The sequence below is a fragment of the Acinetobacter sp. NigerLNRRAM0016 genome (assembly GCF_054112845.1).
On record NZ_JBSYVT010000014.1, the window covers coordinates 63,288 to 85,872 of the forward strand.

Consider the following 22,585-nt stretch of genomic DNA (forward strand, 5'->3'; position numbering starts at 1 on the left):
ATTTCAAAAAGGAGGGTTGGGGAGGATTCAAAACACAATAAAAATATGACACAGACCACACTCCCTGAAATTCAAATCACTCATCATGCACGTGCAACACGTTTACGGTTACGTGTAGAACCCACACAAATTCGCTTAACGGTGCCAAAGTTCTGTACCAAAAAACAGATTCAGACCTTTTTGCAACAGTCTGAACAATGGATGATTGAAACGTGGCAGAAACAACAGGAAAAATCAGGACAGCTTGATCGTAGCTTGCCGACACAATTGAACCTGTTTAATCGAGAACTTCCTTTACAAGTCATTTATAAAACGCAAAAGCATTCTTTTATTTTGGATGAACAAAATCATCAGCTGTTGATTAGTGATCGTCAGCCAGAAAACTATTTAAAAGCTTTTGTTGTTGCCTATGCAAAGCATTATTTGCCGATTTATTTAAGAAAAATTGCGCTAGAGACGGGTTTGAGATTTGGTGATTGTTCTATTCGTCAGCCTAAAACCCGTTGGGGCAGTTGTAGTGCAAAGCACGATATTATGTTGAATAGTGGTTTGGCATTATTTCCACTGGAGATTGTACGTTATGTGTGTATCCATGAATTAGCGCATACCGTATATTTTGATCATAGTCTGTATTTCTGGGCTAAAGTTGCTGAACATGATGCAAATTTTAAACAACATCGTCATACCTTAAAAAATACGCCCTTACCATTTTGGTGGTTCTCTTCTTAAAAATAATTTGGCTGAATACTCTAGGTTTGTCAGTGAAGGTTCTGAGTGATATTTACTTTTTATTTAGCTCACGGTTTAACAGCAGGATGGTGAACTTTTAGTACTTCGAGCTTGCTGAGATTGGGGTAAGTACATCTTTCAGTACTCGTTTCGATCTTATGTAGGGAGATGCTTAGGATTGTATAGATGTCCTAGGTATTGCAGATCAATGACTACACTTACTGAGTGTTTGGATCAAAATTGTATTGCTATAAATCATTCAAATGTAAATTAAACAACGCTGAATTAATGCGTGAGCAACACGAAAACATATAAATTCCAAGTAAAACAGTTTAGAAAGCACTAACTTCCTGTCATACTACGCAGTTACAAAATTCATGCTTTTGAATAGGGGTAAAGCACGTGATCTCAGTAGGTATTGTTGGTGGAACAGGTTATACAGGTGTTGAATTGTTGCGCCTATTACTTCGACATCCAAATGTACAAGTAAATGTACTGACCTCACGTACTGAAGATGGCCGCCGTGTGGATGATATGTTCCCAAGCTTACGCGGTCATACCGATCTTAAATATTCAGATTTGAATATTGAACAATTAAAACAGTGTGATGTTGTGTTTTTTGCGACGCCGCACGGTGTTGCCATGAAACATGCTGAAGAATTGGTGGCTGCAAATACTAAAGTCATTGATTTGGCGGCCGACTTCCGTCTGCAAAATTTAGTGCAATTCGAAAAATGGTATGGCATGCAACATGCTTGTCCTGAATTGCTCAAAGATTCTGTTTATGGTTTATCCGAATTGAACCGAGACAAAATTAAGCAGGCAAATGTCATTGGTAACCCAGGTTGCTACCCGACCACTGTACAGCTAGGTTTGGCACCATTGTTTAAGCACAGCGACACATTGGTTAAACCTGAGAGCATTATTATTGATGCAAAATCGGGCGTGTCTGGTGCAGGACGTAAGGCGAGTATGGGGATGATCTATACTGAAAATGCCGACAACTTTAAAGCCTATGGTGTGGCAGGACATCGTCACCATCCTGAAATTGTGGAAGCTTTAGAAAACATTTCAGGTCAAACGGGTGTGTTTGATCAGATCTTGTTTGTTCCGCATTTGGTGCCCATGATTCGTGGCATGCTCAGTACTATTTATGTGGACCTAACCGATGCGGGCGCTGAGCTAGATTTACAAGCATGGTATGAGCAATTCTATGCCAACGAAAGTTTCGTAGATGTTATGCCTGAAAACAGTTCACCAGAGACTCGCTCAGTGCGTGGTGCGAATCAGTTACGTATTGCATTGTATAAACCACAACCGAAAAAACTGGTGGTTCTGGTTGCACAAGATAACTTGGTCAAAGGTGCTGCGGGTCAAGCTGTACAGAATATGAACTTGATGTTCGGTTTTGATGAGACTGCAGGTCTTGAAGGCATTGGTTTATTGCCTTAAAACATGTTAAAAACCTTCACACACATTTAAATTTAGCTTTAAATGTGTGTTTTGAATAATTCAAAATAAGAGATGACGATGCAGAATACTGACTCGAACACTACGTCACAATCGAATGATCCAGTCAAAAAGCCTTTTCTTGAAACCAATTTACCTTTGGTCATTGGTGCCGCTGTTTTGGTCATTGGAAGTGGTTTTATTGGCTATTCGGTTGGACATCGACAGGGTTTAACTGTAGTTGGTTATGATGCAGATGCGGAGCAACTGGTTGAAGTGGTCCAAAAGCAAAAGCAAACGCTCGAAGACCTGAACAAGAGTATAAATACTTCGGTACAAGAGCGTGATGTGGCCGTAAGTAATTCAAATGATCTATTTGCTGCATTAAATCAGGCGAAAGACAGTGAAACACAGGCACGGAGTTTAAGTGCACTGTATCGGGAAGTGTTGCGTCAGCGTGGTGGTTTGAGCTTGACGGTTCAGAACCTGAGTATTAAGCCATTGCCTGAAAATGCATTTGAATATCAACTTGATTTGGTTCAAGTCAGTCCAAGTAAACGCAATACTTCTGGTCAAGTAGAGCTAAGACTGATTCAAGGTACTGAAGTTATGGTTGTTCCGATGGAAGACAAAAACTTTAACTTTGATGAGTATGAGCGTTTAACTGGTCGTTGGACCATGCCGAAAGGGTTTAGCCCACAATTTGTAGAGGTTCGTTTAACTGGAACGAATACACCTGTAATTAAGCGCTTTAGTTGGGCGAAAGGGAATGCAGTAGAGACACCAGCTGCCAATATCTCTGAAATTCCACAAGTTGAAGCGAATGCCCAATAGTTGTAAATGATCATATGCGAAATTCAAAACGACAAATTTGTCTAAACGACATTAAAAGCAGTTTCATTCAGTCTGGTTTGGTGGACTGGCATTTTAATCCTTGTTTGGTGGATGAGCCTCAGCATGAAGAGCATGGGGATGTGGCTGTGCAGACTGCACCACCCGAATTAAAGCGTCCTCCGCTGTACGCTGTCGTTTTAATGAACGATGATTACACCCCAATGGACTTTGTTATTGAAATTTTACAACAATACTTTGCAATGAATCTTGACCAAGCCACTCAAGTAATGTTAACAGTACATTACGAAGGTAAAGGTATTGCAGGCGTCTATCCAAGAGACATCGCGGAAACCAAAGCGAACCAAGTCAATAATTACGCTCGATCTCAAGGTCATCCATTACTTTGTCAGATTGAGCCAAAAGATTAAGGGGGTTACATGCTCAGTCGTCAATTAGAAGTATCATTACGTTTGGCTGTTAGCATGGCTCGTCAAAAGAGACATGAGTTCCTAACAGTAGAACATTTGTTATTGGCATTACTGGATAATGACTCTGCCGTGAATGCGCTTAAAGCATGCGGTGCAGATATCATCGTCTTACGTAAAGAATTAGAAGAATACGTAGAACAACATACTCCCAAACTTGGTGAAAATAGCGATCAAGCACCTCATCCAACCGAAAGCTTTGATCGTATTCTGCAACGTGCCATTTTCCATGTTCAATCGAGTGGTGGTGACCGTACTGTAGAGGGGGCTGACATTTTAGTTGCAATGTACTCCGAGCGAGATTCATTTGCAGTTTATTTATTAAAACGTCATCAGATTAACCGTTTGACCTTAACGCAATACCTGTCTCATGGTACGCGTAAAGATGAAGTGCAAGTTGAAGAAGAAGCTGAGGAGTTAGATGGTGAATCGACCTCATCTGCAAATGCAGGTCCTCTAGAGCTTTATACAACGAACCTGAACCACGAGGCACAAAAAGGCAAAACAGATCCGCTGATTGGTCGTGAAAAGGAAATTGAGCGTGCGGCACAAATTTTATGTCGTCGCCGAAAAAATAATCCATTATTGGTGGGTGACCCAGGTGTTGGTAAAACTTCCATTGCGGAAGGTTTGGCTTGGTTGATTGTCAATGGCAAGGCACCAAAACCACTCGCAAATGCAGAAATTTTCAGTCTAGACATCGGTGCATTGGTTGCAGGAACCAAATACCGTGGTGATTTTGAAAAGCGTTTAAAACAACTGTTGAATGCGCTCAAGAAAAAACCAGAAGCTGTGTTGTTTATTGATGAAATTCATATGATTATTGGTGCTGGCTCTAGTATGGGCAGTACCATGGATGCATCAAACTTAATTAAACCTGCTTTGGCGAACGGCACTTTACGCTGCATTGGTTCAACTACGTTCCAAGAATATCGTCAAGTGTTTGAGAAAGATCATGCGCTTTCCCGCCGTTTCCAAAAAATTGATGTGAATGAACCATCCATCTCTGAAACGATTGATATTTTACGTGGTTTAAAATCTAAATTTGAAGATTTCCATCATGTGAAATATGACGATAAAGCGTTGGTATCAGCGGTTGAACTGTCTGCGAAATTTATCAATGATCGTTTCTTACCAGACAAAGCGATTGATGTCATTGATGAAGCAGGTGCACAGCGCCGTTTGAAAGCGGAACAAGATGAAAGTTTGATTACGGTTGAAAATATCGAAGATATTGTTTCCAAGATTGCTCGCATTCCGCCGAAAACCGTATCTAAAGATGATAAAACAGTGCTCGAAAACCTTGAACGCGATTTAAAACGCGTGGTGTTCGGTCAAGATGAAGCGATTGAAGCTTTGGCGTCTGCCATCAAGTTGTCGCGTGCAGGCTTAAAATCGCCAGATAAGCCAGTTGGTAGTTTTGTATTTGCGGGTCCTACAGGGGTCGGTAAAACAGAAGTAACCAAACAGTTGGCAAAACTGTTAGGCGTTGAATTGGTTCGTTTCGATATGTCTGAATATATGGAACGCCATGCGGTTTCACGTTTAATTGGTGCACCTCCTGGTTATGTTGGTTTCGACCAAGGTGGTTTGTTAACAGACGCGATCCATAAAAATCCACATTGCGTATTGTTGTTGGATGAAATTGAAAAAGCGCATCCAGATGTCTTTAACTTGTTATTGCAAATTATGGATCATGGTTCGTTAACTGATAATAATGGTCGTAAATCTGATTTCCGTAATGTGATTTTGGTTCTGACTACCAATATTGGTGCGGAAAGTATTTCCCGTGTCAGCATTGGCTTTATGGAACAAGACAATAGCCGCGACAATCAGGAAGCCATGAAACGAGCGTTCTCGCCAGAATTCCGTAACCGTCTGGATGGTGTGATTCAATTCAAAGCACTGCCTACAACTGTTATTGAAAGTGTGGTGGACAAGTTCCTAACCGAGCTACAAGCGCAACTTGATGACAAGAAAGTGATTCTTGAAGTAGACCAAAGCGCACGTGAGTGGATGGCAGAGCATGGTTATGATCGCCTCATGGGTGCTCGTCCAATGCAAAGATTGATTCAAGAACACTTGAAGAAACCACTTGCTGAAATGATTCTGTTTGGTGAGTTGGCGGAACATGGCGGCAATGTTGCAGTTTCTGTGAAAATGGAAAATGGCGAAGCCGTTGGCTTGAAACTTGAAGTGTTCGAAGACCAAACTGCTGAACCTGCTTAAGTTTAGGTTTCATTAATAACCCGTGTTTACACGGGTTATTTTTTGCTTATTACTTTTAAATCTTTATATCAATTTTGTCGCAGTGACTAATCTCTCTATGGATATCCCTTTACTCAAAGTTTTTACTACTTTTTTCTTATTCCTACTGACAGCCATCGCAGAGATTCTAGGCTGCTATTTTCCGTATTTAATTTTAAATCAAGGGCGTTCTTATTGGTTGTGGATACCGACAGCACTGAGTTTGGCTATTTTCGTGTGGTTATTGACTTTACATCCCGCTGCTTCAGGGCGCATCTATGCGGCTTATGGGGGAATTTATATTTTTACCGCACTGATGTGGCTACGCTATGTCGATCAAATCATGCTTTCAAGATGGGATATGCTTGGTGGTGCGATCGTATTACTTGGAGCTGCAGTAATTATTCTGCAACCCCAAGGGCTCATTCGTTAAAAGATCAAACTATTTTATTCAAAATTGCAGTCTGAGTTTTTTAGGCTGAGGTCATAATTTTTCTGTTCTGCTGTCAGTTTGATTTTAACCTGATAAGGATTGACTCGCTGAAATTGATGCTCAAAAAATTTAGGACAACTATGTACCAAGTTTTTTTTCATCATTTCATGCACTTGGCGATCACCAATATCTTGAGCAAACTGTTTGAAATCAGGCGAAGTAATTAAGCCCGAAATCTCAACATGATCTGCATATAAACGCATTTTTTCGATCACGATGTTTTGATCCAGCTGGTAAGGCATGGTACGTGAATCTTCATCGCTGATGTAATCCAGAATTTCATTCAGCGCAGTGGTATTTTTAATACTGTAATTTTGATCGACAATTTTTTTCTTTAATAGATATTGATCTAAGTCGGTAGGTTGAGCAATTGCAAGTGTGGTGAGCGAACAGGTGAATACACCTAAAATTATCTTTTTTAATTGCATGTGTTGAAATCACTTATTGAGCTTATGGTTTTGATTATATCGTCGCAATTATAAAAAAAGCACCCTAAGGTGCTTTTTTAAGACTAATTTCTAATCTTTTTTTAGATTTTCATTGATGAGGAATTCAACCAATGCTTTTTGCGCATGAAGGCGATTTTCAGCCTCATCCCAAACCACAGCGTTCATGTGATCCAACATGGTTTCTGAAATTTCTTCACCGCGATGTGCGGGTAAGCAGTGCATAAATAAACAATCTGGATGCGCAAGATTCATTAAGCGTTCATTGACTTGATAATCTGCAAAAGCTTTTTCACGGATTTTCTGTTCTTCTTCTTGTCCCATGCTGGCCCAAACATCGGTCACGATCAGGTCTGCATTTACAGCAGCATCTTCTGCTGAATCGACTAATTCCACACAGTGTGCAAATTCAGACAAGAATTTTTCTTGTGGTTCATAACCTTTAGGCGCTGCAATCTTTAATTTAAAGCCCCACATGTGTGCTGCTTCAATATATGAATTACACATATTGTTGCCATCACCAATCCAAGCCACAGTTTTGCCTTCAATTGGACCACGATGTTCAAGGAAAGTTTGCATATCTGCCAATAATTGACATGGATGGTGATCATCAGTCAAGGCATTGATAACAGGTACTTTTGAATAAGAAGCAAAGCGTTCCACAATGTCATGTCCAAAAGTACGAATCATGACAATATCCAACATGCTTGAAATAACACGCGCTGAATCTTCAATAGGTTCACCACGACCTAGCTGTGTGTCACGCGGGGACAAGAAAATTGCGCTACCACCAAATTGGCTCATACCAGCTTCAAACGAAACGCGTGTTCGGGTGCTCGATTTTTCAAAAATCATGCCCATGACTTTGCCAACAAAAGGTTGAAAAACTTCATTGTTGTGTTGCTTTCGTTTAAGTTCGATTGCACGTTGCAAAATTTGGTTGAGTTCTAAAGTCGATAAATCGCGTAAAGTGAGAAAGTGACGTAGAGCCATGGTTACTCCACAATAATTGCTGTCTTTAAGCACAACAATTAGTTGTTGGTTGGTTAAAAGAAAAGACTAACAGTTATATACTATAAATGTTAGGAAATGCAAAAAATCTAGGCTTTTTGGTGACCGTCTAAGAAGCGATCAACGCAATAATGAATATATTTTAAGTTTTCTTGCTCATTTTCTTGAACATAGATGTTCATGAGTACTTGCCATTCCAAATTTCTAACGATGCCGAAGAATAATTGTGCCGAGTAATTTGGCTCTGTACAGGTAATTAAACCGAGCTCATCTGCTTTGGCTAGAATGTTGGCAATGATGGTTTGAATGTGTTTTGGTCCTTGTTCATGAATATGTTGCGCCAGCTGGGTGCTACGCTGGGTTTGTTCCATAATCAGGCGGAAGAATGAGGCATTCTCAGGCAAGACCAAATGCAATTGAAGGTTTAATAAGGTTTGAATCAGATAACTGCGTAAATCGTGCTTGGTAAAATCAAACGGTGTACAGATATCTTTAAAGAATTGCTCACGGCGAAAGTCACAAATGGCAGTAAAGAGACCTTCCTTGTTGCCGAAATATTTATAAATAGATGCTTTCGAGCCACCTGCATGATTGACAATATCATCGAGCGAAACCGCATCATAGCCATGCTGCAAAAACAACTCATTTGCACTTATTAAGAGTGCATGACATCGCTCATAACCGCGTTTGGTCTGAGGAACATCACGTGCGAGTGGTTCTAAATCAGCTAGATCATGCATAATCGGAAAAAAGAAGCTCTTAAAATTTACTTGAAATTATAGCAAAAGTTTGCGCAAGATTTCTTAATCCCTAGGATTTATATGTATTTCTCGTGTTATGCGCTGCATTTATTGGAGCTAATGAGGAGTATTGATGATTAAATGAGTGATATTGTTGGCATAATAAAAATCTGTGTTGGATTTTGTATTACAGCAACATGGAGAAATCCTTCTCCATGTCGAATAGCTCTCATCGATATTGATTAAGCATCCAGCGCGATGACTTTGACCAAAATGGTTTGGCTTTCTTCAAAGTCGTCTTGAATTTGCTTGCGCTGCATCTCTTTACTTTTGACTTTGAAATCACGATTTTGGAAATGAACAATGAGAGGAATCTGATCAAAATATTGACCATCTACATCAAGTTCTTCTTCAAAGAGTGGCGTACCAAGTTGATAATCTTTACTTTTTAAAACCACATATTTGACGGTCGTTTTCATTGTAATCTCTGCCTTTATATCCATGCTTTATTTTTAGTTGTATCAGTTTTTAACGGGGGAATAAACCGTTATGCTTATGGTTTGACTACGAATTGGACAAATAGCACTTTTATATTCAATTCGAAACTTTTGGGGAAATTTGATGCTGAAGCAATGTTGTGATGAATTAGAGCGGCGGCAACTGACCATTGCCTTTATTGAAAGTGCCAGTTCAGGGTATTTGTGTAGTCAATTTTCGATTCATAAACATAGTGGTGCAGACATTTTACTCGGTAGTCTGGTGTGCTATGACCCGAGCATTAAAGTTCAGGTGTTACATATCTGTCCCGAGTTAATTGAGCGTTATTCCGCTGAATCTGCCGAAGTCACACATGCCTTGGCGGAAGCAGGCGCAAAATTTTTTGTTGCAGCAGATGTCATTGTTGCTTGTACAGGACTATTAAAACCTGGGGGAAGTGCGACAGCTGAAAAGCCTGAAGGTACATTTTATATCGGCATGCTGTTTCGAGAAACATATTACGATTTTCATTATTTGATTACAGGTACACCCGAACAGCGTTTGCAGATTTTAACTGAATATGTTGCAACTTCTGTTTATGAATTGATTACTCAACACTAAGTCTCTTTAACCACGTTGAGAATGTATGGTTTGGTTAATAATGTTTCATTTGTGTCTATAAATGTCAAAATTTGTCACATTTTTGGGTTGTAAATGTAGTTTAAACATGTCTAAATATAACTACCTCTCAAGAAATGGAGGTGGGGTATGAAAGCTTTAGAATTATTAATAACGTCATCGTCGGTATTGATGTTGATGGTTGTAATTTATGCCTTTGGGCAAATGATGCATTAACAATTTGGTAAGCAGCGCATGTTTCATCAAGCAAAATAAACCCTAGTTTAAAGACTAGGGTTTATGCTGTGCGGGTTAGGAATCTTGGTCTTAACTCCACCAATAACGTAGAATATGAAAGAAAATGGGTGCGGAAAAACAGATGGAATCGATACGATCGAGCATACCGCCATGTCCATGAATCAATTGTCCCCAGTCTTTTACGCCACGATCTCTTTTGATGGCAGACATGACCAGCCCACCAAAAAAACCAAAGACACACACAATTAAACCAATGAGCGCTGCTTGCCAGTAACTAAATGGTGTTAACCATTTCATGAGCATGCCGAGACCGGTTGCCAGTACGATACCACCCAAAAGTCCTTCAATGGTTTTTGACGGAGAAAGAATCGGAGCAACTTTATGCTTTCCGAACAGTTTCCCGCAGACGTACTGCAATACATCTGAAGCTTGCACCACAATAATCAGCCAGATGGCCAACCAAATTTTTTCGCCTTGAAAACCGGGCAATTTTAAATTGATTAAAGCGGGTACATGCGAAATACAAAATACACAGACCATCAAACCCCATTGGATTTTGGCGCTACGTTCTAAAAAGTGAGTGGTATCTTCTTGCTTTAAACTGGCAATTGGAATTAACAGAAACACATACAAGGGAATGAAAATGGAATATAAGCCGTACCAATCGATATAGACCAAGTAATATTGATAGGGAATCACAAAGTAAAAGGCGATGAGTAAAGGAAAATAATCGCCGCGGCGCGTCGGCAGTAAGCTGATAAATTCCCTTAATGCAAAAAGTGAAATGAGGGCAAATAACAGGATAAAGGTGACTTTGCCCAGCAAGATTGCGGTGGCCAGCACAATCAACATCACCCACCATGCATTGATCCGTGCATTGAGATTATCAATGACAGGAGCAGCCTGTTGTCCAGCCCGCTGTTTTAATATCCAGCCGACTGTCGAGGCAAAGATCAAAATGCCAGTAAAAATAGCAAACAGCAAATAGGTCTGTTGTAAATTAGAGACGGTCATTGGAATTCAACCTCTTTTAGCTCTAAAAGTGCCTGTTGTGCTTGTTTGAGGAAATCTGTTTTATTGGTATCTGGAGTGATGATTAAGGGAGCACCAAAAATCACGGTTGATAACAACGGTAGTGGAACTAAAGCACCTTTAGGCATGACCCGTTTAAGATTGGAAATCCAAACTGGAATCACTTCCACTTCAGGGAATTGCTGACTTAAATGATAGAGCCCACTTTTAAAAGGAAGTAGTTCGACATCGTCATTTAAATTGCGTGTACCTTCAGGGAAAAAGATAATGGAATCACCTTGCTGGAGGACGGTTTTGATCGGTTCGAGTGGATCGAACAGACCATCATGGCTTCTTTGAATGGTCACCCCTGTAAAGGTGTCATAAATCAGAAAGCGACGGAATCCATCTTTTTGCCAATAATCTGATGCAGCAACAGGTCGCGTTTTACGGCGTACAGGCGTTGGTAAGGAAGACCACAATAAAATAAAGTCGATATGGCTATTGTGATTGGCATAGTAAATTCGCTGCTTGGTGGCAGGTTTACAGCCAACCCATAAGCTACGGGCACCCGTTAAAAGTCGTGCGCTGCGACGGGTGAGAAAGGCAATAAAGCGTGCCAGAGCCTGAGTAAAGAAATGTGCTTTATGTACGGTTTCAGCTTGGGAGGAATTTGTGCTTTGCATAAAGTCACCGAATTTTATTATTGTTTCAATAAAAATATCATGAGCGATATTAAAACGATATATTGGCAAAAGACCATAGCCACATGCAGCTTAAATAAGCGTATACAGCCTTGAACACGGATATCCCAACTACGCTGAGTCTTGTCTACAGGAATCAGTCCTAATTCGAGTAAACCGCGATCTAGTTCGGCGGTTTGTTGTGTCATATCCTTTTTCGTATCACTGGTTTCAGATGTTGTACCGATTAACTTTAACAGTTCGGCATCAAATTGAATCCGAATACTGAGATAGTGTTGTAATAGGCATAAACTAAAAATAACAATCAGTGAAAGATAAACAACAATGGATTGCCAAGCGTAAAAAAAATACGCCAAAACAGACAAGCTAAAAGCGACGTAGCCCGAATTTCGGATACCGTCAGTATTTTCTAGAAGCTTGGCGACAATCAGTAATTTCATGTCTTCACCTGCTGTTTTAGATATTCTTTCTGGTAGGTATCAATATAGCCCAGTTGTTTGGCGCTCAGGACTATCCACGGACGTGCTTTGCGGATGATGTGAATGGCGGCTTCAACATTGTCTGCCTGATTGGTTTGAATAAGCCAAGCTGCAAGGACACTGCTACTGCGTGAATAACCTAAGGCACAAAAAATCAAAACACAGTTAGAACTTTGCTGTTGTGACATCAATTGGTTAAATGCCTGCACAGCCAAATGTAATTGCTGGGGTTGTACAGGGATTAAATCCAGACTTAAATATTGTTGATAGCTTTGCTGTTGTTTCAGTGGAAGTTCAGCACAACAATCCAATAGGCCTGAATATGATTTTGCATGTTGATGTGATGGAATTCGCCCTAGATAAATTTTGGTAGTGTTATGATTTAAAATCAATGAATCTTCGGTATGTGATCTGGTCCAGAGGCGACTATTCAGCTTAGCTAGGCAAAAATAAGGGGCAAACAGAATCCATGCGGCAATGCTCATGCTGCCATCCGCTTGTTTTTGGAAAAAATGTGGACGATTCAGTACGTACGCACAAGCCACCAAGAAGAAACTACTGGCTGGATAAGCCAACCAAAGTGCCCAGCCTTGTAGGTAAACTGCTAAAAATGCTAAAGGCGCGGCCACGATCAGATAATAACAGGCAAATTTAAAATGTCGGAGTGTACGTTGCTGTACTTTTTCAGCATGTAATGGCGATATCGTATGTAGTGGAAATAGCCATAAACACAAGGCACCGACCCATATTCCTGTCGGGATATCGATAAAATGGTGCTGCCAAGTGGTGAGAACGGATACACCAATCAGGAAACTCCACAGATGAACAATCCAGCGATACGCTGAAGCTACATGACGGCGGTAGAAATCCCACAGGATTATGAGCAACACAATATGTAAGGATGGCGCTTGATTAAAAGGTTTGTCAAAACCCATCAGAATATCAAACCAAAGACCAAAGAAGCCGTGTAACTCTGGGCGCTCAAAACTGAATTTCAGTGGAAATAACAAAAAACAGCTAATCGAAATGAGTTGTGCGCTGAATAAACGTAGGACATGCTGCTTGAGTTCAAATTTATTCCAGCACAACAGCAAAGACAGACCATAAAACAAGTCTATTGACCAATAAGGAACAATCGTCCAAGGCCATAATGGAATATATTTTTCCCAAGCGAATACAATACTTGGGACATCACTGAGGCCCGCAGCATAATGATTGGCAAAGCCATAACTCAGAAAGAAGAATGGGGCAAGAAAGAGTAGGCAGAGAACACCCCATTTCCATGTGCCTGCCTGATGTGTGAATGTCTGCATGGAGGCTTAGGACTCGATCTTTTGCGCAACGGAAACTGTGAAAATGCCAAATTCATCTATACATTGGTCAATTTTCTTAAAGCCAGCTTGTTCGACCAGCGCATCCATTTCTGCTTGTGAGCGTAGACGCATGACCCATGCTTCACCTTCACGATGCGACGTGAGCGCACGGGCAATAAATTCCTGCTGTGGATGCCAGATCTGTCCTGTATAAATTAGATAGCCATCTTTTAACATGGCTTTATTCAGCCCCGTCAGAGATTGACGTAATAGATCGTTGTCACTGAATAGCTCATACAAACCTGAAACAACAGCCAAAGTGGCTTTCGGTTTAATGCTAGCCAGTGATTCGGTGTCAAACGCATCCGCTTGAACAAAATTAGCAATTTGACTTAATCCTCTTTCCTGAATTAAGGCTTGTCCAGCGTTAACATTCAGCTCGCTATAGTCACGCAGCAGAATGGATTCAGGTGGTTTAGGTAGTTGTGCAACCGCATCGAGAATATAACGCCCATGACCGGCGGCAATATCTAGAATACGTACAGGTTTGCGTTTCTTGATTAATAAAGCAGCATACTTTTCCAGTAATGCTTCAATATTTTGTTTGCGGACGCGAATACCTTTCCAGCCAATGGCATTTAAATATTGCTGATCAATCACTTTCCCTAAGGCATTTTGACTTTCAGGATGGTTGCGATAAACAAAGTCTAAAGTACTGCCAGAGTCATACCCTGTTTGTTCGCCAATCTTCAGCCCGATAGAAAATAGACTGCCGAATTTGAGCTGACGTTGGGTTAGATTCCAAAACAACTGTTTCAGGGAAGTTTTCGGCAGAGTTTGGCTAAACTGTTCCGCCGTAGAGCAACTGGCACCAATTTTATCGGCATGAAGAACAGCTGGAGAATGATAAGGTTCTGCAAAACATTGCAGGATAAAACGTCTGACTTTTTGTACAGCAATGTCTCGGTTTTCTTCACCTAAAGTGTCGTGAAAAAAACCTTCAAGGACATGAAACTCTTTATTGGGATGAGCCAAGCGCTCATAGAATTCACGTTGTGGTTTTTGCTGAACCACAAAATCCGAACCTGAACAAAGTACTTGGGTCGGGACATAGATATTTTGCGCATCTGCAACCAAACGTTCGGCAGCATCATAAAGCCCAAGTAACATACGTACTGAAATGGCTCGAGCAATTTTTGGATCATGATCGTATTGCTGTGCACGTTCAGCATCATGCGTCAGCATTTTGGCTTTAACATAACTTTGAATGAAAAAATTACCCCGTAATTTATTCAGTACAGTCAGTCCTTGTCGGGCAAATGGCACATATAACTTAATATCAAAGGCAGGAGAAGCTAAGCACAATGCACGAATTTTAGGTGCATAGTCGTGTACCCATGTTGCAGCCAATACTGCACCAACGCTTTGCCCAATAATGGCAATATTCTCAGGGGCTATGGCATAGGTGGTTTCAATATGCTGAATGAAAGATTGAATATCTTTTACGCAAGCAGAAAAACTCGGTGCATCGCCACGTTCACCTGGGGATTCACCGTGACCACGGGCATCCCATGCAAAAAAGTCAAAGTCAGGAAGATTGAGTTCTTCAACCAAATGTGCCATCCGCCCAGAGTGCTCATGACCACGGTGAAACATGACAATCGCTTTTTTCTCTGGGTTGTGTGCAGAAGCCCAGTGCTGATAGAACAGGGATGTACCATCATGGCTGGTAAAATATTGCTGACTATTGTTGTAATGCATGTTTTATAGTCCTGAAGAAGAATTATTTAAATGATTTAGATTGCGTTGCGAATACGGTTATAAAGGGTGATAAAAAGCAAGACCAAAATGACTACCAAAAGCCCATTACTCATCAGTTGTTGTAATTTAAAAGTCAGATGTTCTGAAAAAGATTGGCTTAATACATAAAAGATCGCCAACAGACTAAACCAGAAAGCGCGGTCACTTTTCCCCATTGGTCCATCATAACGACGCTCTTGACCCACGATTGGCGCCATTACCCCAGCATATTCAGTCAAGATGGCTAAGAATACGACCATAAACAGTAAGGGTGCAGAGATACAGCTCACCACCATAAAGCAAAGATAAAGCGCCGTATCGGAGATGACATCACACAGTTCATTCAGGTAGGCACCCAGCTTGGATTGTTGCTGAAATTCACGGGCTAACATGCCATCAATCGCGTTAAATGCCATGCGAAGCAACATCCATAGAGGAATGAGCAGGAAATATGCGGCATGTGCTGTTGGTTGTGTATGAAACAGATATGCTAAAGCCCCAGCAATGAGTAGGGAGATGAACATGGCAAATAGCGTTACTTGATTGGCGCTAATGCCATGTCGATATAGGCGACGAACTAAAGGTCGCAATAAATTTTGAAATGCGGGTTTCAGTTGATAAATAGAGGGCATTGGTATTATTAAGTATCGTGTTCTGGCTAAATTGTACTCATTTCAGTTGGCGCAATTCAAGCAATGTCCCATTTAAAACACAATAGCCTAAGCTAAGTTCACATTTTCATTCTTAAAAGCCTATAATTATTCGGTTTATTTCAATCGTAGACGCAAAATGACGCCAGCCTGCAAATTATTAAAAAGCAAAAAAATTGATTACTCCATTCATGAATATGAACATGATGCGAATGCTAAAAGTTTTGGTCTCGAAGCTGCTGAAAAACTGAATTTAAAAGTTGAGGAAGTGTTTAAGACCCTGCTTGTAACCGATGATAAGAATTTTTATGTTGCGGTTTTACCTGTTCATCATTTATTAAACTTAAAGAAAGTGGCTTCCGCGGTTGGGGCTAAAAAACTACATATGGCAGATCCGAAAGATGCAGAACGCCTAACAGGTTATCTGGTCGGTGGCATTAGTCCAGTTGGACAAAAGAAAAGGTTGAAAACCGTGATTGATGAAAGCGCTCAAGCTCTAACAAAAATCTATGTCAGTGGTGGAAAACGCGGTTTGGATATTGGTTTGTCGCCACAAGATTTAAGCGCAGTGCTCGGTGCCGTATTCGCTGATGTCGTGGATGAAAAACCATAAGTAATTTTGTCTGGTTTGCTTGTGAAGTCAAGATCGCGTAGTATGGCGCTATCTAAGTGTGATCTGCTTGGATATATTGATAGTTGGTATTAAGTTTTTTAGTACCACTTTTCTACATGATTTGCTGATGTAAATATTATAAGTTCTCAGGCAAAATGCCTCTTTATAGAATAAACCTAAACTCTCCTATGGTCTTATTTATGAAATACTTCTCTGTTTGCAAAGGCTCAGTATATGAGTAATTAATTTGAATTTTTTAAATGGCTGGACAACAGCTAAAGCCATCAATGGCGATGAAATACGTGTAAAAATTGTTCCCCTAAAGCGAATGCAAAATAATTTATTTGGGGTCAGTTGGGTTGAGGTGGGCAAACAAATTGAATTTGAATCTGGTGAGACCTGTATCTTGAATGTCGACGGTAAATCCTTTTATAAAGGGATGCACAAGCTTTATAAGCTTAATTGTTAGAATTTCTATCATTTACCGAATAAAGCGTATATGATATACGCCACTAGAATAATAATTTTATTGTGTTTACTGATTGTATTGTGTTGTTGATTTTCATCCTTCATTTTATCAAAGGTTTATGTGTAATAAATTATTTTCTATTCTTAGCTCAATCCTATAGGAAATATCTTATGTCAAATTTAACGACTGGTACTGTAAAGTGGTTTAACGAAACTAAAGGTTTTGGTTTTATTGCAACTGACAGTGGCGAAGACGTATTCGCGCATTTCAGCGAAATCCAAAGCAATGGCTTTAAAACTTTACAAGAAGGTCAGCGCGTGCAATTCACTGTGACTGCAGGGAAAAAAGGTGCACAAGCTAGTGGCATTACAGTAATCTAAGTCTGATTAGATTGCTTGAATCAAAAAGCTCGCGTTATGCGGGCTTTTTTCTTGGCTGATCGAAAAATGAGTAAAAATCTACGCTTTCTATATAATTTAGTCATTTTTTACACAGTTAGGTGATGAATTTGAAATAAAGTTTGCTTTAATTTGAATTCAGGCGTATAAAGTCAACTCGTTGATGCGGGATGGAGCAGTCTGGTAGCTCGTCGGGCTCATAACCCGAAGGTCGTTGGTTCAAATCCAGCTCCCGCTACCAACGAAAAAAGATTCAAGTTTTATAGCCCAGTCTTCTTAGATTGGGTTTTTTTATGCCTAATAGATTTGGGATCCATCTGCATCTTCCAACCAGCGATAGGTTTTTGTGCTGTTCTAATCATTTCAGTTTTTCTTCTCATTTTAGATTACTGGCTATTTGCACTTTATTCAGGTACAAGTAATCAAGGCTTAGTAGTAGAACAATAGAGGATAAATACGTGAGTGACTTGAATTTAGAATTTTTAGATCAAACCCTAGATAAGTACGAAGCAAAAGGTAAAAAAATTAAGAAAATTCGTATTGGTTATAAGCTTTATGCAAAATTTATGATTGATCAAAAGTTTGCAGATGAAGTAATTAACTCGGCATTAGATCCTGATAAGCGTTCGTATAGAGGCGTAAGAGTTAAAATTACCCATGATGATTATGAACTGACCTTTTTAATGAAAAATTAATCAGTTGTTGTGAGCCAATTTTTGAACCTACTCAATAGCAGTAGGTTTTTTATTATCAGTGTCTTAGAAATCCAGAGATCAATACTAACTTTACACAAAGTTACTTAGTGTTAAATAAAAGAAACAAAAAATAAGAGAATGTTGATTGTTTTGAGTGAATTTTAATCAAAATTATTTCATATCGTGTCATTTTTACTCAGCTATTGTGTTTTTGATTAGGCTAAAAGCTGTACATAACAATAATTTGAGGAGCATAAATGCTGAAATTTCATGATGATGTGATTTTGGGTGCAATTTTTGATATGGATGGAACAATGTTTGATACTGAGCGACTTCGGTTTCAAACCTTGAAACAGGCATCTCAAGAACTGATTGGACAATCATTTTCCAATGATTACTTAATGGCATGTTTAGGTTTAAGTGCTAAAACTGCACATGCCTTAGCACAGGAAACCTATGGTGCAGATATTCCTTATGCAGAAATCCGTAAACGTGCAGATGAATTGGAGTTAGAGTCCGTCCGCAGCTATGGTGTGCCCATTAAAAAAGGCTTGGTTCAAGTTCTTGAACGTTTAAGAAAGTCAGGTTTACGTATGGCGGTCGCTACGTCGAGTCGCCGTGCCATTGCGGAAGAATATCTGATTAATGCCAATGTGTATAAATTCTTTGATGTGGTGGTGTGTGGTGATGAAGTCGAGCAAGGCAAACCACATCCTGAAATCTTTCTGACTGCTGCTGAAAAGCTGAATCTCAATCCTGAACATTGCTTAATGTTTGAAGATTCTGAAAATGGTGTAACTTCCGCCTTTGAAGCGAAAGGTATTACGGTTTTATTTAAAGATATTAAACCTGCAAATGCAAACATGCGTGCCAAAGCCAATTACTACTATGAATGTATGTATGACTGTCTGGCAGATTTAGATGGTTTTACCGCAAAACAGGATTTGCCACAGTTACAAGAGTCTTTTCCGCAGACCCTGAATCAACTCACTGTGGGGATTCATGGCTTTGGCGCCATTGGTGGTGGCTATTTGGCGCAAATTTTGTCGCATTGGGATGGCTACACGCGCCCTAAACGCATTGTAGCATCGACACGTAATGCTTTGTTTCGTGAAGCGGTTAATGCCTTTGGCGGTTATTGCATCCGCTATGGACAAATCTCCTATGATGAATCCATTCAAAATATGACCGTGATTGATGCGGATGATGACGCACAAATGACGGACATGTATGTGGAATCTAGCCTCATCGCCGTGTGTTTGCCTGAAAATGCTTTGGCGCATGAAGTAAAGATGATTGCCAAAGGTCTCTATGAGCGACATACACATCAAGCGGGGCAAGCAAAAGAGCCTCTGACTGTTTTGATTATTCTGAACAAGGTTAATGCTAAACAGCTATTTCTAGATTATTTGCGACAAGCCTTAAATGAACTCACCAGCGTGGCCATTACTGAACAAATTCTGCAACAGCATTATTTCTGCGATACCGTCGTCAACCGCATGGTGTCGAAGCTGAGTCAGAAAAATCTGTATCGTCAGCTCAAAATTAAATACAACATTTTTAAACAGTTCCAAGAAGAAGTTGAAACTGAAAATGCCGATTCAGATGAAAACATTCAGCTAGATTCGAACCAAGAACATCAGGCCTCTTTGTATATTGAAGATTTGCGCCGTAATTTCCAGCCAAGTCATATTTTACAAAGTATGGATTTAATTTTGTTCCATGCAGAATTAGACATGCCGATTTATGTGGAAAATCAAAGTCCGTTACTGAGTAAAATGCGGCAAATGATTTTGGTGGATGATATTTCTGAAATTCAGCTGATCAAAAATCGCTTATGGAATGGCACGCATGCCATGATGGCGTGGTATGCCAGCCTATTGGGACATGAAACGATTGGTATCGCCATGGGAGATGTGCAATTACAGCAATTTAGTCAGCAACTGTTGGCACAAGTGAAGCAAGGTCTATTAATGCAACTCCCACATCGGGAAGCAGACTTAAACCGTTTGGCTCAGAGTTTTATGGCGTCCTGTAAATTTGCCTTTAAAGACCCTTGTTCGCGTGTAGCACGTGATCCTTTACGTAAATTGGAATCTGGTGAACGGGTTTTATCTTCCATTCAGCAGCAAATCTTGAGTGGACAAGCCTATGATCAATTGATTGCTGGTGCGGTATTGGGTTATGCCTATGCCATTTTGCATGATCAAATGGCTATAGATGAGGTGATGTGTGCGATGCAAAATGAGGTTGAAAACATGTTACTCAGCATTCCACAGCAACAAGCGTTACTGCTGCAATTAAAGAATGGTCTAGCGCATTTGCTTCAGTATCCAGATCAGTTTGATCCTCAACAAGTTTCAACTGATTCAACTGCCACATCTGCAGTTTGTGCATAATTTGAGTGATTTTCAGTCCAAGCTGAATATTTCTAAACGTCATCATGCATGAGTCGGCTACATAACGTGTTTTAATATCACTTTGCAGTTTAAAGTGATATTAAACGTGTTTTTAGATCACATTCGTCATGTTGTTCCAACAGTTCGCCGTGATTACCCAGAATGGCATCATGGTCGGGAACAGTATGCGTTGTGGTATATCGAAATTCAAAATCCAGACTTGATTTTGTATCTTAATCAAGTTAAAGCTTTTTTCTCCGAATATTTACTCCTTCCCAATACACGTCAGTTTCATATCACCCTGTTTATTTGCGGTTTTTTAACCACAGATCAGGCAAATTTTAATGATGATTTCACTCAAGCCCAATTTCAACAACAATATCAGCGCTTAAAATCACATCATTCTCAGAAAATAAAACTTCAAATCGGCGGTCTGAATAGTTTCAGCAGTGCGTTATATCTTGAAGTCATTGATACAGACTCGGCTTTAGAACATATCAGAGCGCAATGTGCTCAGTTTAGTGATGAGGTCGCGGCTTTAAGCTATTGTCCGCATATTACCGTGGGTTTATATAAGGCTGCATTTCCTGCGCGGCAGTTTGAAATCGAGATTAACCAGATCAAGTTTGGTTATTATCAGGCACAAGAATTACAAGGCCCTTTACATGCTTTACACAGCATTTCATTAGGTGACGTATGTTGCAACTCATATTAGGGGGTGCTCGTTCAGGCAAAAGTCGTTTGGCTGAACAGACTGCACAAGATTCGGGACTTCAGGTTCACTACGTAGCAACGGCTCAGGCTTTAGATGCTGAAATGCAGCTGAGGATTCAACATCATCAAGCACAGCGACCTGCACATTGGCAACTCAGCGAAGAGCCGCTGTATTTAGCCGATTGTTTGCAGCGGATTGATGCAGCAGAACAGTTGATTTTGGTGGATTGTCTGACCTTATGGATGACCAATCTGTTACTGGTGGATGATCCAAGCCTACTATCCCAACAAATGCAAAAATTACTCGACGTTTTACCGACTTTATCTTCCACCATTATTTTGGTGAGCAATGAAACGGGCTTAGGGGTTGTGCCTATGGGCGAGCTGAGTCGTAAATTTGTGGATGAATCAGGGCGACTGCATCAACAACTGGCGCAGCTTGCAGACAAGGTGCTGTTCTGTGTAGCGGGATTATCAATGCAATTAAAAGGAGACAAATCATGAGTTGGTGGTTAGAGGCGTGTCAACAGCCGAATGATGCAGCGAGACAACGTGCAGAAGCGCGCCAGTTACAACTTACTAAGCCCACTGGCTCTTTGTCCGAGTTAGAGCGTATCGCAGTTTTATTGGCGAGTTTACAAAATACCGATCAACCCGATATTCAAGCGCCGTGGATCAGTATTTTTGCTGGCGACCATGGGGTGATGGAGGAGAATATCTCGGCTTATCCTCAAGCTGTCACCCGTCAAATGCTGCTGAATTTCACTACGGGTGGTGCCTGTATTAGTGTGATTGCCAAAGAATATGCAGCAACCCTCCAAGTGATTGACTGTGGTACGGTGGGTGATGCTTATCAATATCCACATGTAGAAACGCATTGTATTGCCCCTGGTACTGCCAATTTTGCTCAACAGCCGGCAATGACGGAAGCACAGTGTATTGCTGCCATAGAATTGGGGCAGCAAAGTGTAGAGCGTGCCGTAAAGGAGCATGCGTCTATTTATGTGGCGGGTGAAATGGGCATTGGCAATACCTGTTCGGCTTCTGCTTTGGCATGTATGTTACTCAATGAAGCTGCGGAACAACTGACAGGTGTCGGTACAGGCATTCGTGCAGAACAGTTAGCACATAAAAAACAAGTGATTGATCGTGCTGTGGCATTACATTGTGAATATGTGCAGCAAGATGCCTTTAAAGCACTTTGTGCAGTCGGTGGTTTAGAAATTGCTGCTATGGTTGGCGCCTATATTCGCTGTGCGCAATTGGCTATGCCTATGGTGGTGGATGGCTTTATCAGTACGGCTGCTGCACTGGTTGCAGTCAAACTGAATCCTGCGGTACGTGAATGGATGCTGTTTGGGCATCAATCTGCCGAATATGGACATCAACGTTTATTGCAAGAGTTAAACGCAGAACCGATTTTAAAACTGAATCTACGATTGGGTGAAGCCAGCGGTGCTGGTGCAGCACTGGGTATCATTAAATTGGCATGCCACTTACATAATCAAATGGCGACATTTGCTGAAGCCGCCGTGATTGGTGAGAAAATCTAG

General features: G+C 40.6%; 25 protein-coding genes and 1 tRNA gene. 16 read left to right on the forward strand and 10 right to left on the reverse strand.

The window, feature by feature from the left end:
- Positions 1-45: 45 nt before the first annotated feature.
- The 6 genes from ACWQ4X_RS10560 (at position 46) to ACWQ4X_RS10585 (ending at position 6,177) form a co-directional block, all read left to right on the forward strand.
- Entirely contained in the window at positions 46-729 is a 684-nt protein-coding gene (locus tag ACWQ4X_RS10560) for a YgjP family zinc-dependent metalloprotease (RefSeq protein ID WP_457903608.1), read from the forward strand.
- 402 nt (positions 730-1,131) lie between these two features.
- Positions 1,132-2,181, forward strand: coding sequence for an N-acetyl-gamma-glutamyl-phosphate reductase (argC, locus tag ACWQ4X_RS10565; RefSeq protein ID WP_100240718.1), 1,050 nt, complete (start codon positions 1,132-1,134; stop codon positions 2,179-2,181).
- A gap of 72 nt (positions 2,182-2,253) precedes the next feature.
- On the forward strand, positions 2,254-3,012 hold the full coding sequence (locus tag ACWQ4X_RS10570) for a DUF6776 family protein (protein WP_457903609.1): 759 nt from the start codon (positions 2,254-2,256) through the stop codon (positions 3,010-3,012).
- A 14-nt stretch (positions 3,013-3,026) separates the two neighbouring features.
- Positions 3,027-3,440 (forward strand): ATP-dependent Clp protease adapter ClpS, encoded by a 414-nt coding sequence (gene clpS / locus ACWQ4X_RS10575; RefSeq protein ID WP_457903610.1) that lies wholly within the window; start codon positions 3,027-3,029, stop codon positions 3,438-3,440.
- Between the two features lie 9 nt (positions 3,441-3,449).
- Positions 3,450-5,726 (forward strand): ATP-dependent Clp protease ATP-binding subunit ClpA, encoded by a 2,277-nt coding sequence (gene clpA / locus ACWQ4X_RS10580; protein WP_100240721.1) that lies wholly within the window; start codon positions 3,450-3,452, stop codon positions 5,724-5,726.
- A gap of 97 nt (positions 5,727-5,823) precedes the next feature.
- The gene (locus ACWQ4X_RS10585; RefSeq protein ID WP_142768830.1) at positions 5,824-6,177 is read left to right on the forward strand and encodes a YnfA family protein; all 354 of its coding nucleotides are present in this window, start codon (positions 5,824-5,826) and stop codon (positions 6,175-6,177) included.
- A 14-nt stretch (positions 6,178-6,191) separates the two neighbouring features.
- Here ACWQ4X_RS10585 and ACWQ4X_RS10590 read toward each other — a convergent pair whose 3' ends face one another.
- The 4 genes from ACWQ4X_RS10590 to ACWQ4X_RS10605 all read right to left on the reverse strand — a co-directional run bounded on the left by ACWQ4X_RS10590 (position 6,192) and on the right by ACWQ4X_RS10605 (position 8,913).
- Positions 6,192-6,665 (reverse strand): hypothetical protein, encoded by a 474-nt coding sequence (locus ACWQ4X_RS10590; RefSeq protein WP_457903611.1) that lies wholly within the window; start codon positions 6,663-6,665, stop codon positions 6,192-6,194.
- A 90-nt stretch (positions 6,666-6,755) separates the two neighbouring features.
- Positions 6,756-7,676 (reverse strand): ornithine carbamoyltransferase, encoded by a 921-nt coding sequence (gene argF / locus ACWQ4X_RS10595; RefSeq protein WP_374527352.1) that lies wholly within the window; start codon positions 7,674-7,676, stop codon positions 6,756-6,758.
- Positions 7,677-7,783: 107 nt separating this feature from the next.
- Positions 7,784-8,434, reverse strand: a complete 651-nt coding sequence (locus ACWQ4X_RS10600) for a TetR/AcrR family transcriptional regulator (protein WP_457903612.1) — start codon at positions 8,432-8,434, stop codon at positions 7,784-7,786.
- 242 nt (positions 8,435-8,676) lie between these two features.
- Positions 8,677-8,913: a hypothetical protein gene (locus ACWQ4X_RS10605; protein ID WP_100240726.1), complete on the reverse strand. Its 237-nt coding sequence runs from the start codon at positions 8,911-8,913 to the stop codon at positions 8,677-8,679.
- 142 nt (positions 8,914-9,055) lie between these two features.
- On the opposite strand from ACWQ4X_RS10605, the gene ACWQ4X_RS10610 reads away from it, so the two are divergent.
- Entirely contained in the window at positions 9,056-9,532 is a 477-nt protein-coding gene (locus tag ACWQ4X_RS10610) for a CinA family protein (protein WP_100240727.1), read from the forward strand.
- Between the two features lie 324 nt (positions 9,533-9,856).
- Here the strand turns inward: ACWQ4X_RS10610 and ACWQ4X_RS10615 are convergent, their stop codons facing one another.
- From ACWQ4X_RS10615 to ACWQ4X_RS10640, 6 genes are read right to left on the reverse strand one after another with little or no spacing between them, the layout of a single operon-like run.
- On the reverse strand, positions 9,857-10,801 hold the full coding sequence (locus tag ACWQ4X_RS10615; RefSeq protein WP_142768827.1) for a phosphatidate cytidylyltransferase: 945 nt from the start codon (positions 10,799-10,801) through the stop codon (positions 9,857-9,859).
- Positions 10,798-11,484: a lysophospholipid acyltransferase family protein gene (locus ACWQ4X_RS10620; protein ID WP_457903613.1), complete on the reverse strand. Its 687-nt coding sequence runs from the start codon at positions 11,482-11,484 to the stop codon at positions 10,798-10,800. The genes ACWQ4X_RS10615 and ACWQ4X_RS10620 overlap by 4 nt, the downstream gene beginning before the upstream one ends.
- Positions 11,485-11,501: 17 nt before the next feature.
- On the reverse strand, positions 11,502-11,942 hold the full coding sequence (locus ACWQ4X_RS10625; protein WP_457903614.1) for a hypothetical protein: 441 nt from the start codon (positions 11,940-11,942) through the stop codon (positions 11,502-11,504).
- A complete protein-coding gene (locus ACWQ4X_RS10630; protein ID WP_457903615.1) occupies positions 11,939-13,294 on the reverse strand; it encodes a phosphatase PAP2/dual specificity phosphatase family protein in 1,356 nt (451 codons plus the stop codon). Before ACWQ4X_RS10630 ends, ACWQ4X_RS10625 begins: the two co-directional genes overlap by 4 nt.
- Before the next feature lie 6 nt (positions 13,295-13,300).
- Complete coding sequence (locus ACWQ4X_RS10635; protein ID WP_457903616.1) at positions 13,301-15,055, reverse strand: bifunctional alpha/beta hydrolase/class I SAM-dependent methyltransferase; 1,755 nt, start codon at positions 15,053-15,055, stop codon at positions 13,301-13,303.
- A gap of 35 nt (positions 15,056-15,090) precedes the next feature.
- A complete protein-coding gene (locus ACWQ4X_RS10640; RefSeq protein ID WP_457903617.1) occupies positions 15,091-15,726 on the reverse strand; it encodes a CDP-alcohol phosphatidyltransferase family protein in 636 nt (211 codons plus the stop codon).
- A gap of 157 nt (positions 15,727-15,883) precedes the next feature.
- Here ACWQ4X_RS10640 and ybaK point away from each other — a divergent pair, with 157 nt between their 5' ends.
- The 9 genes from ybaK (at position 15,884) to cobT (ending at position 22,585) form a co-directional block, all read left to right on the forward strand.
- Complete coding sequence (ybaK, locus tag ACWQ4X_RS10645) at positions 15,884-16,357, forward strand: Cys-tRNA(Pro) deacylase (RefSeq protein WP_100240734.1); 474 nt, start codon at positions 15,884-15,886, stop codon at positions 16,355-16,357.
- A gap of 247 nt (positions 16,358-16,604) precedes the next feature.
- A complete protein-coding gene (locus tag ACWQ4X_RS10650; RefSeq protein WP_161933769.1) occupies positions 16,605-16,826 on the forward strand; it encodes a transposase in 222 nt (73 codons plus the stop codon).
- 170 nt (positions 16,827-16,996) lie between these two features.
- Complete coding sequence (locus ACWQ4X_RS10655) at positions 16,997-17,206, forward strand: cold-shock protein (protein ID WP_457903618.1); 210 nt, start codon at positions 16,997-16,999, stop codon at positions 17,204-17,206.
- Between the two features lie 182 nt (positions 17,207-17,388).
- Positions 17,389-17,465 (forward strand) — tRNA-Met (locus ACWQ4X_RS10660).
- 217 nt (positions 17,466-17,682) lie between these two features.
- Positions 17,683-17,919 carry a hypothetical protein gene (locus ACWQ4X_RS10665; RefSeq protein WP_100240737.1) on the forward strand — a complete coding sequence of 79 codons (237 nt, stop codon included), beginning with the start codon at positions 17,683-17,685 and terminating at the stop codon, positions 17,917-17,919.
- A gap of 257 nt (positions 17,920-18,176) precedes the next feature.
- Positions 18,177-20,318, forward strand: coding sequence for a bifunctional mannitol-1-phosphate dehydrogenase/phosphatase (mtlD, locus tag ACWQ4X_RS10670; protein WP_457903619.1), 2,142 nt, complete (start codon positions 18,177-18,179; stop codon positions 20,316-20,318).
- A gap of 106 nt (positions 20,319-20,424) precedes the next feature.
- The gene (locus tag ACWQ4X_RS10675; RefSeq protein ID WP_457903620.1) at positions 20,425-21,033 is read left to right on the forward strand and encodes a 2'-5' RNA ligase family protein; all 609 of its coding nucleotides are present in this window, start codon (positions 20,425-20,427) and stop codon (positions 21,031-21,033) included.
- Complete coding sequence (gene cobU / locus ACWQ4X_RS10680; RefSeq protein WP_457903621.1) at positions 21,015-21,536, forward strand: bifunctional adenosylcobinamide kinase/adenosylcobinamide-phosphate guanylyltransferase; 522 nt, start codon at positions 21,015-21,017, stop codon at positions 21,534-21,536. The genes ACWQ4X_RS10675 and cobU overlap by 19 nt, the downstream gene beginning before the upstream one ends.
- Positions 21,533-22,585: a nicotinate-nucleotide--dimethylbenzimidazole phosphoribosyltransferase gene (cobT, locus tag ACWQ4X_RS10685; protein ID WP_457903622.1), complete on the forward strand. Its 1,053-nt coding sequence runs from the start codon at positions 21,533-21,535 to the stop codon at positions 22,583-22,585. Before cobU ends, cobT begins: the two co-directional genes overlap by 4 nt.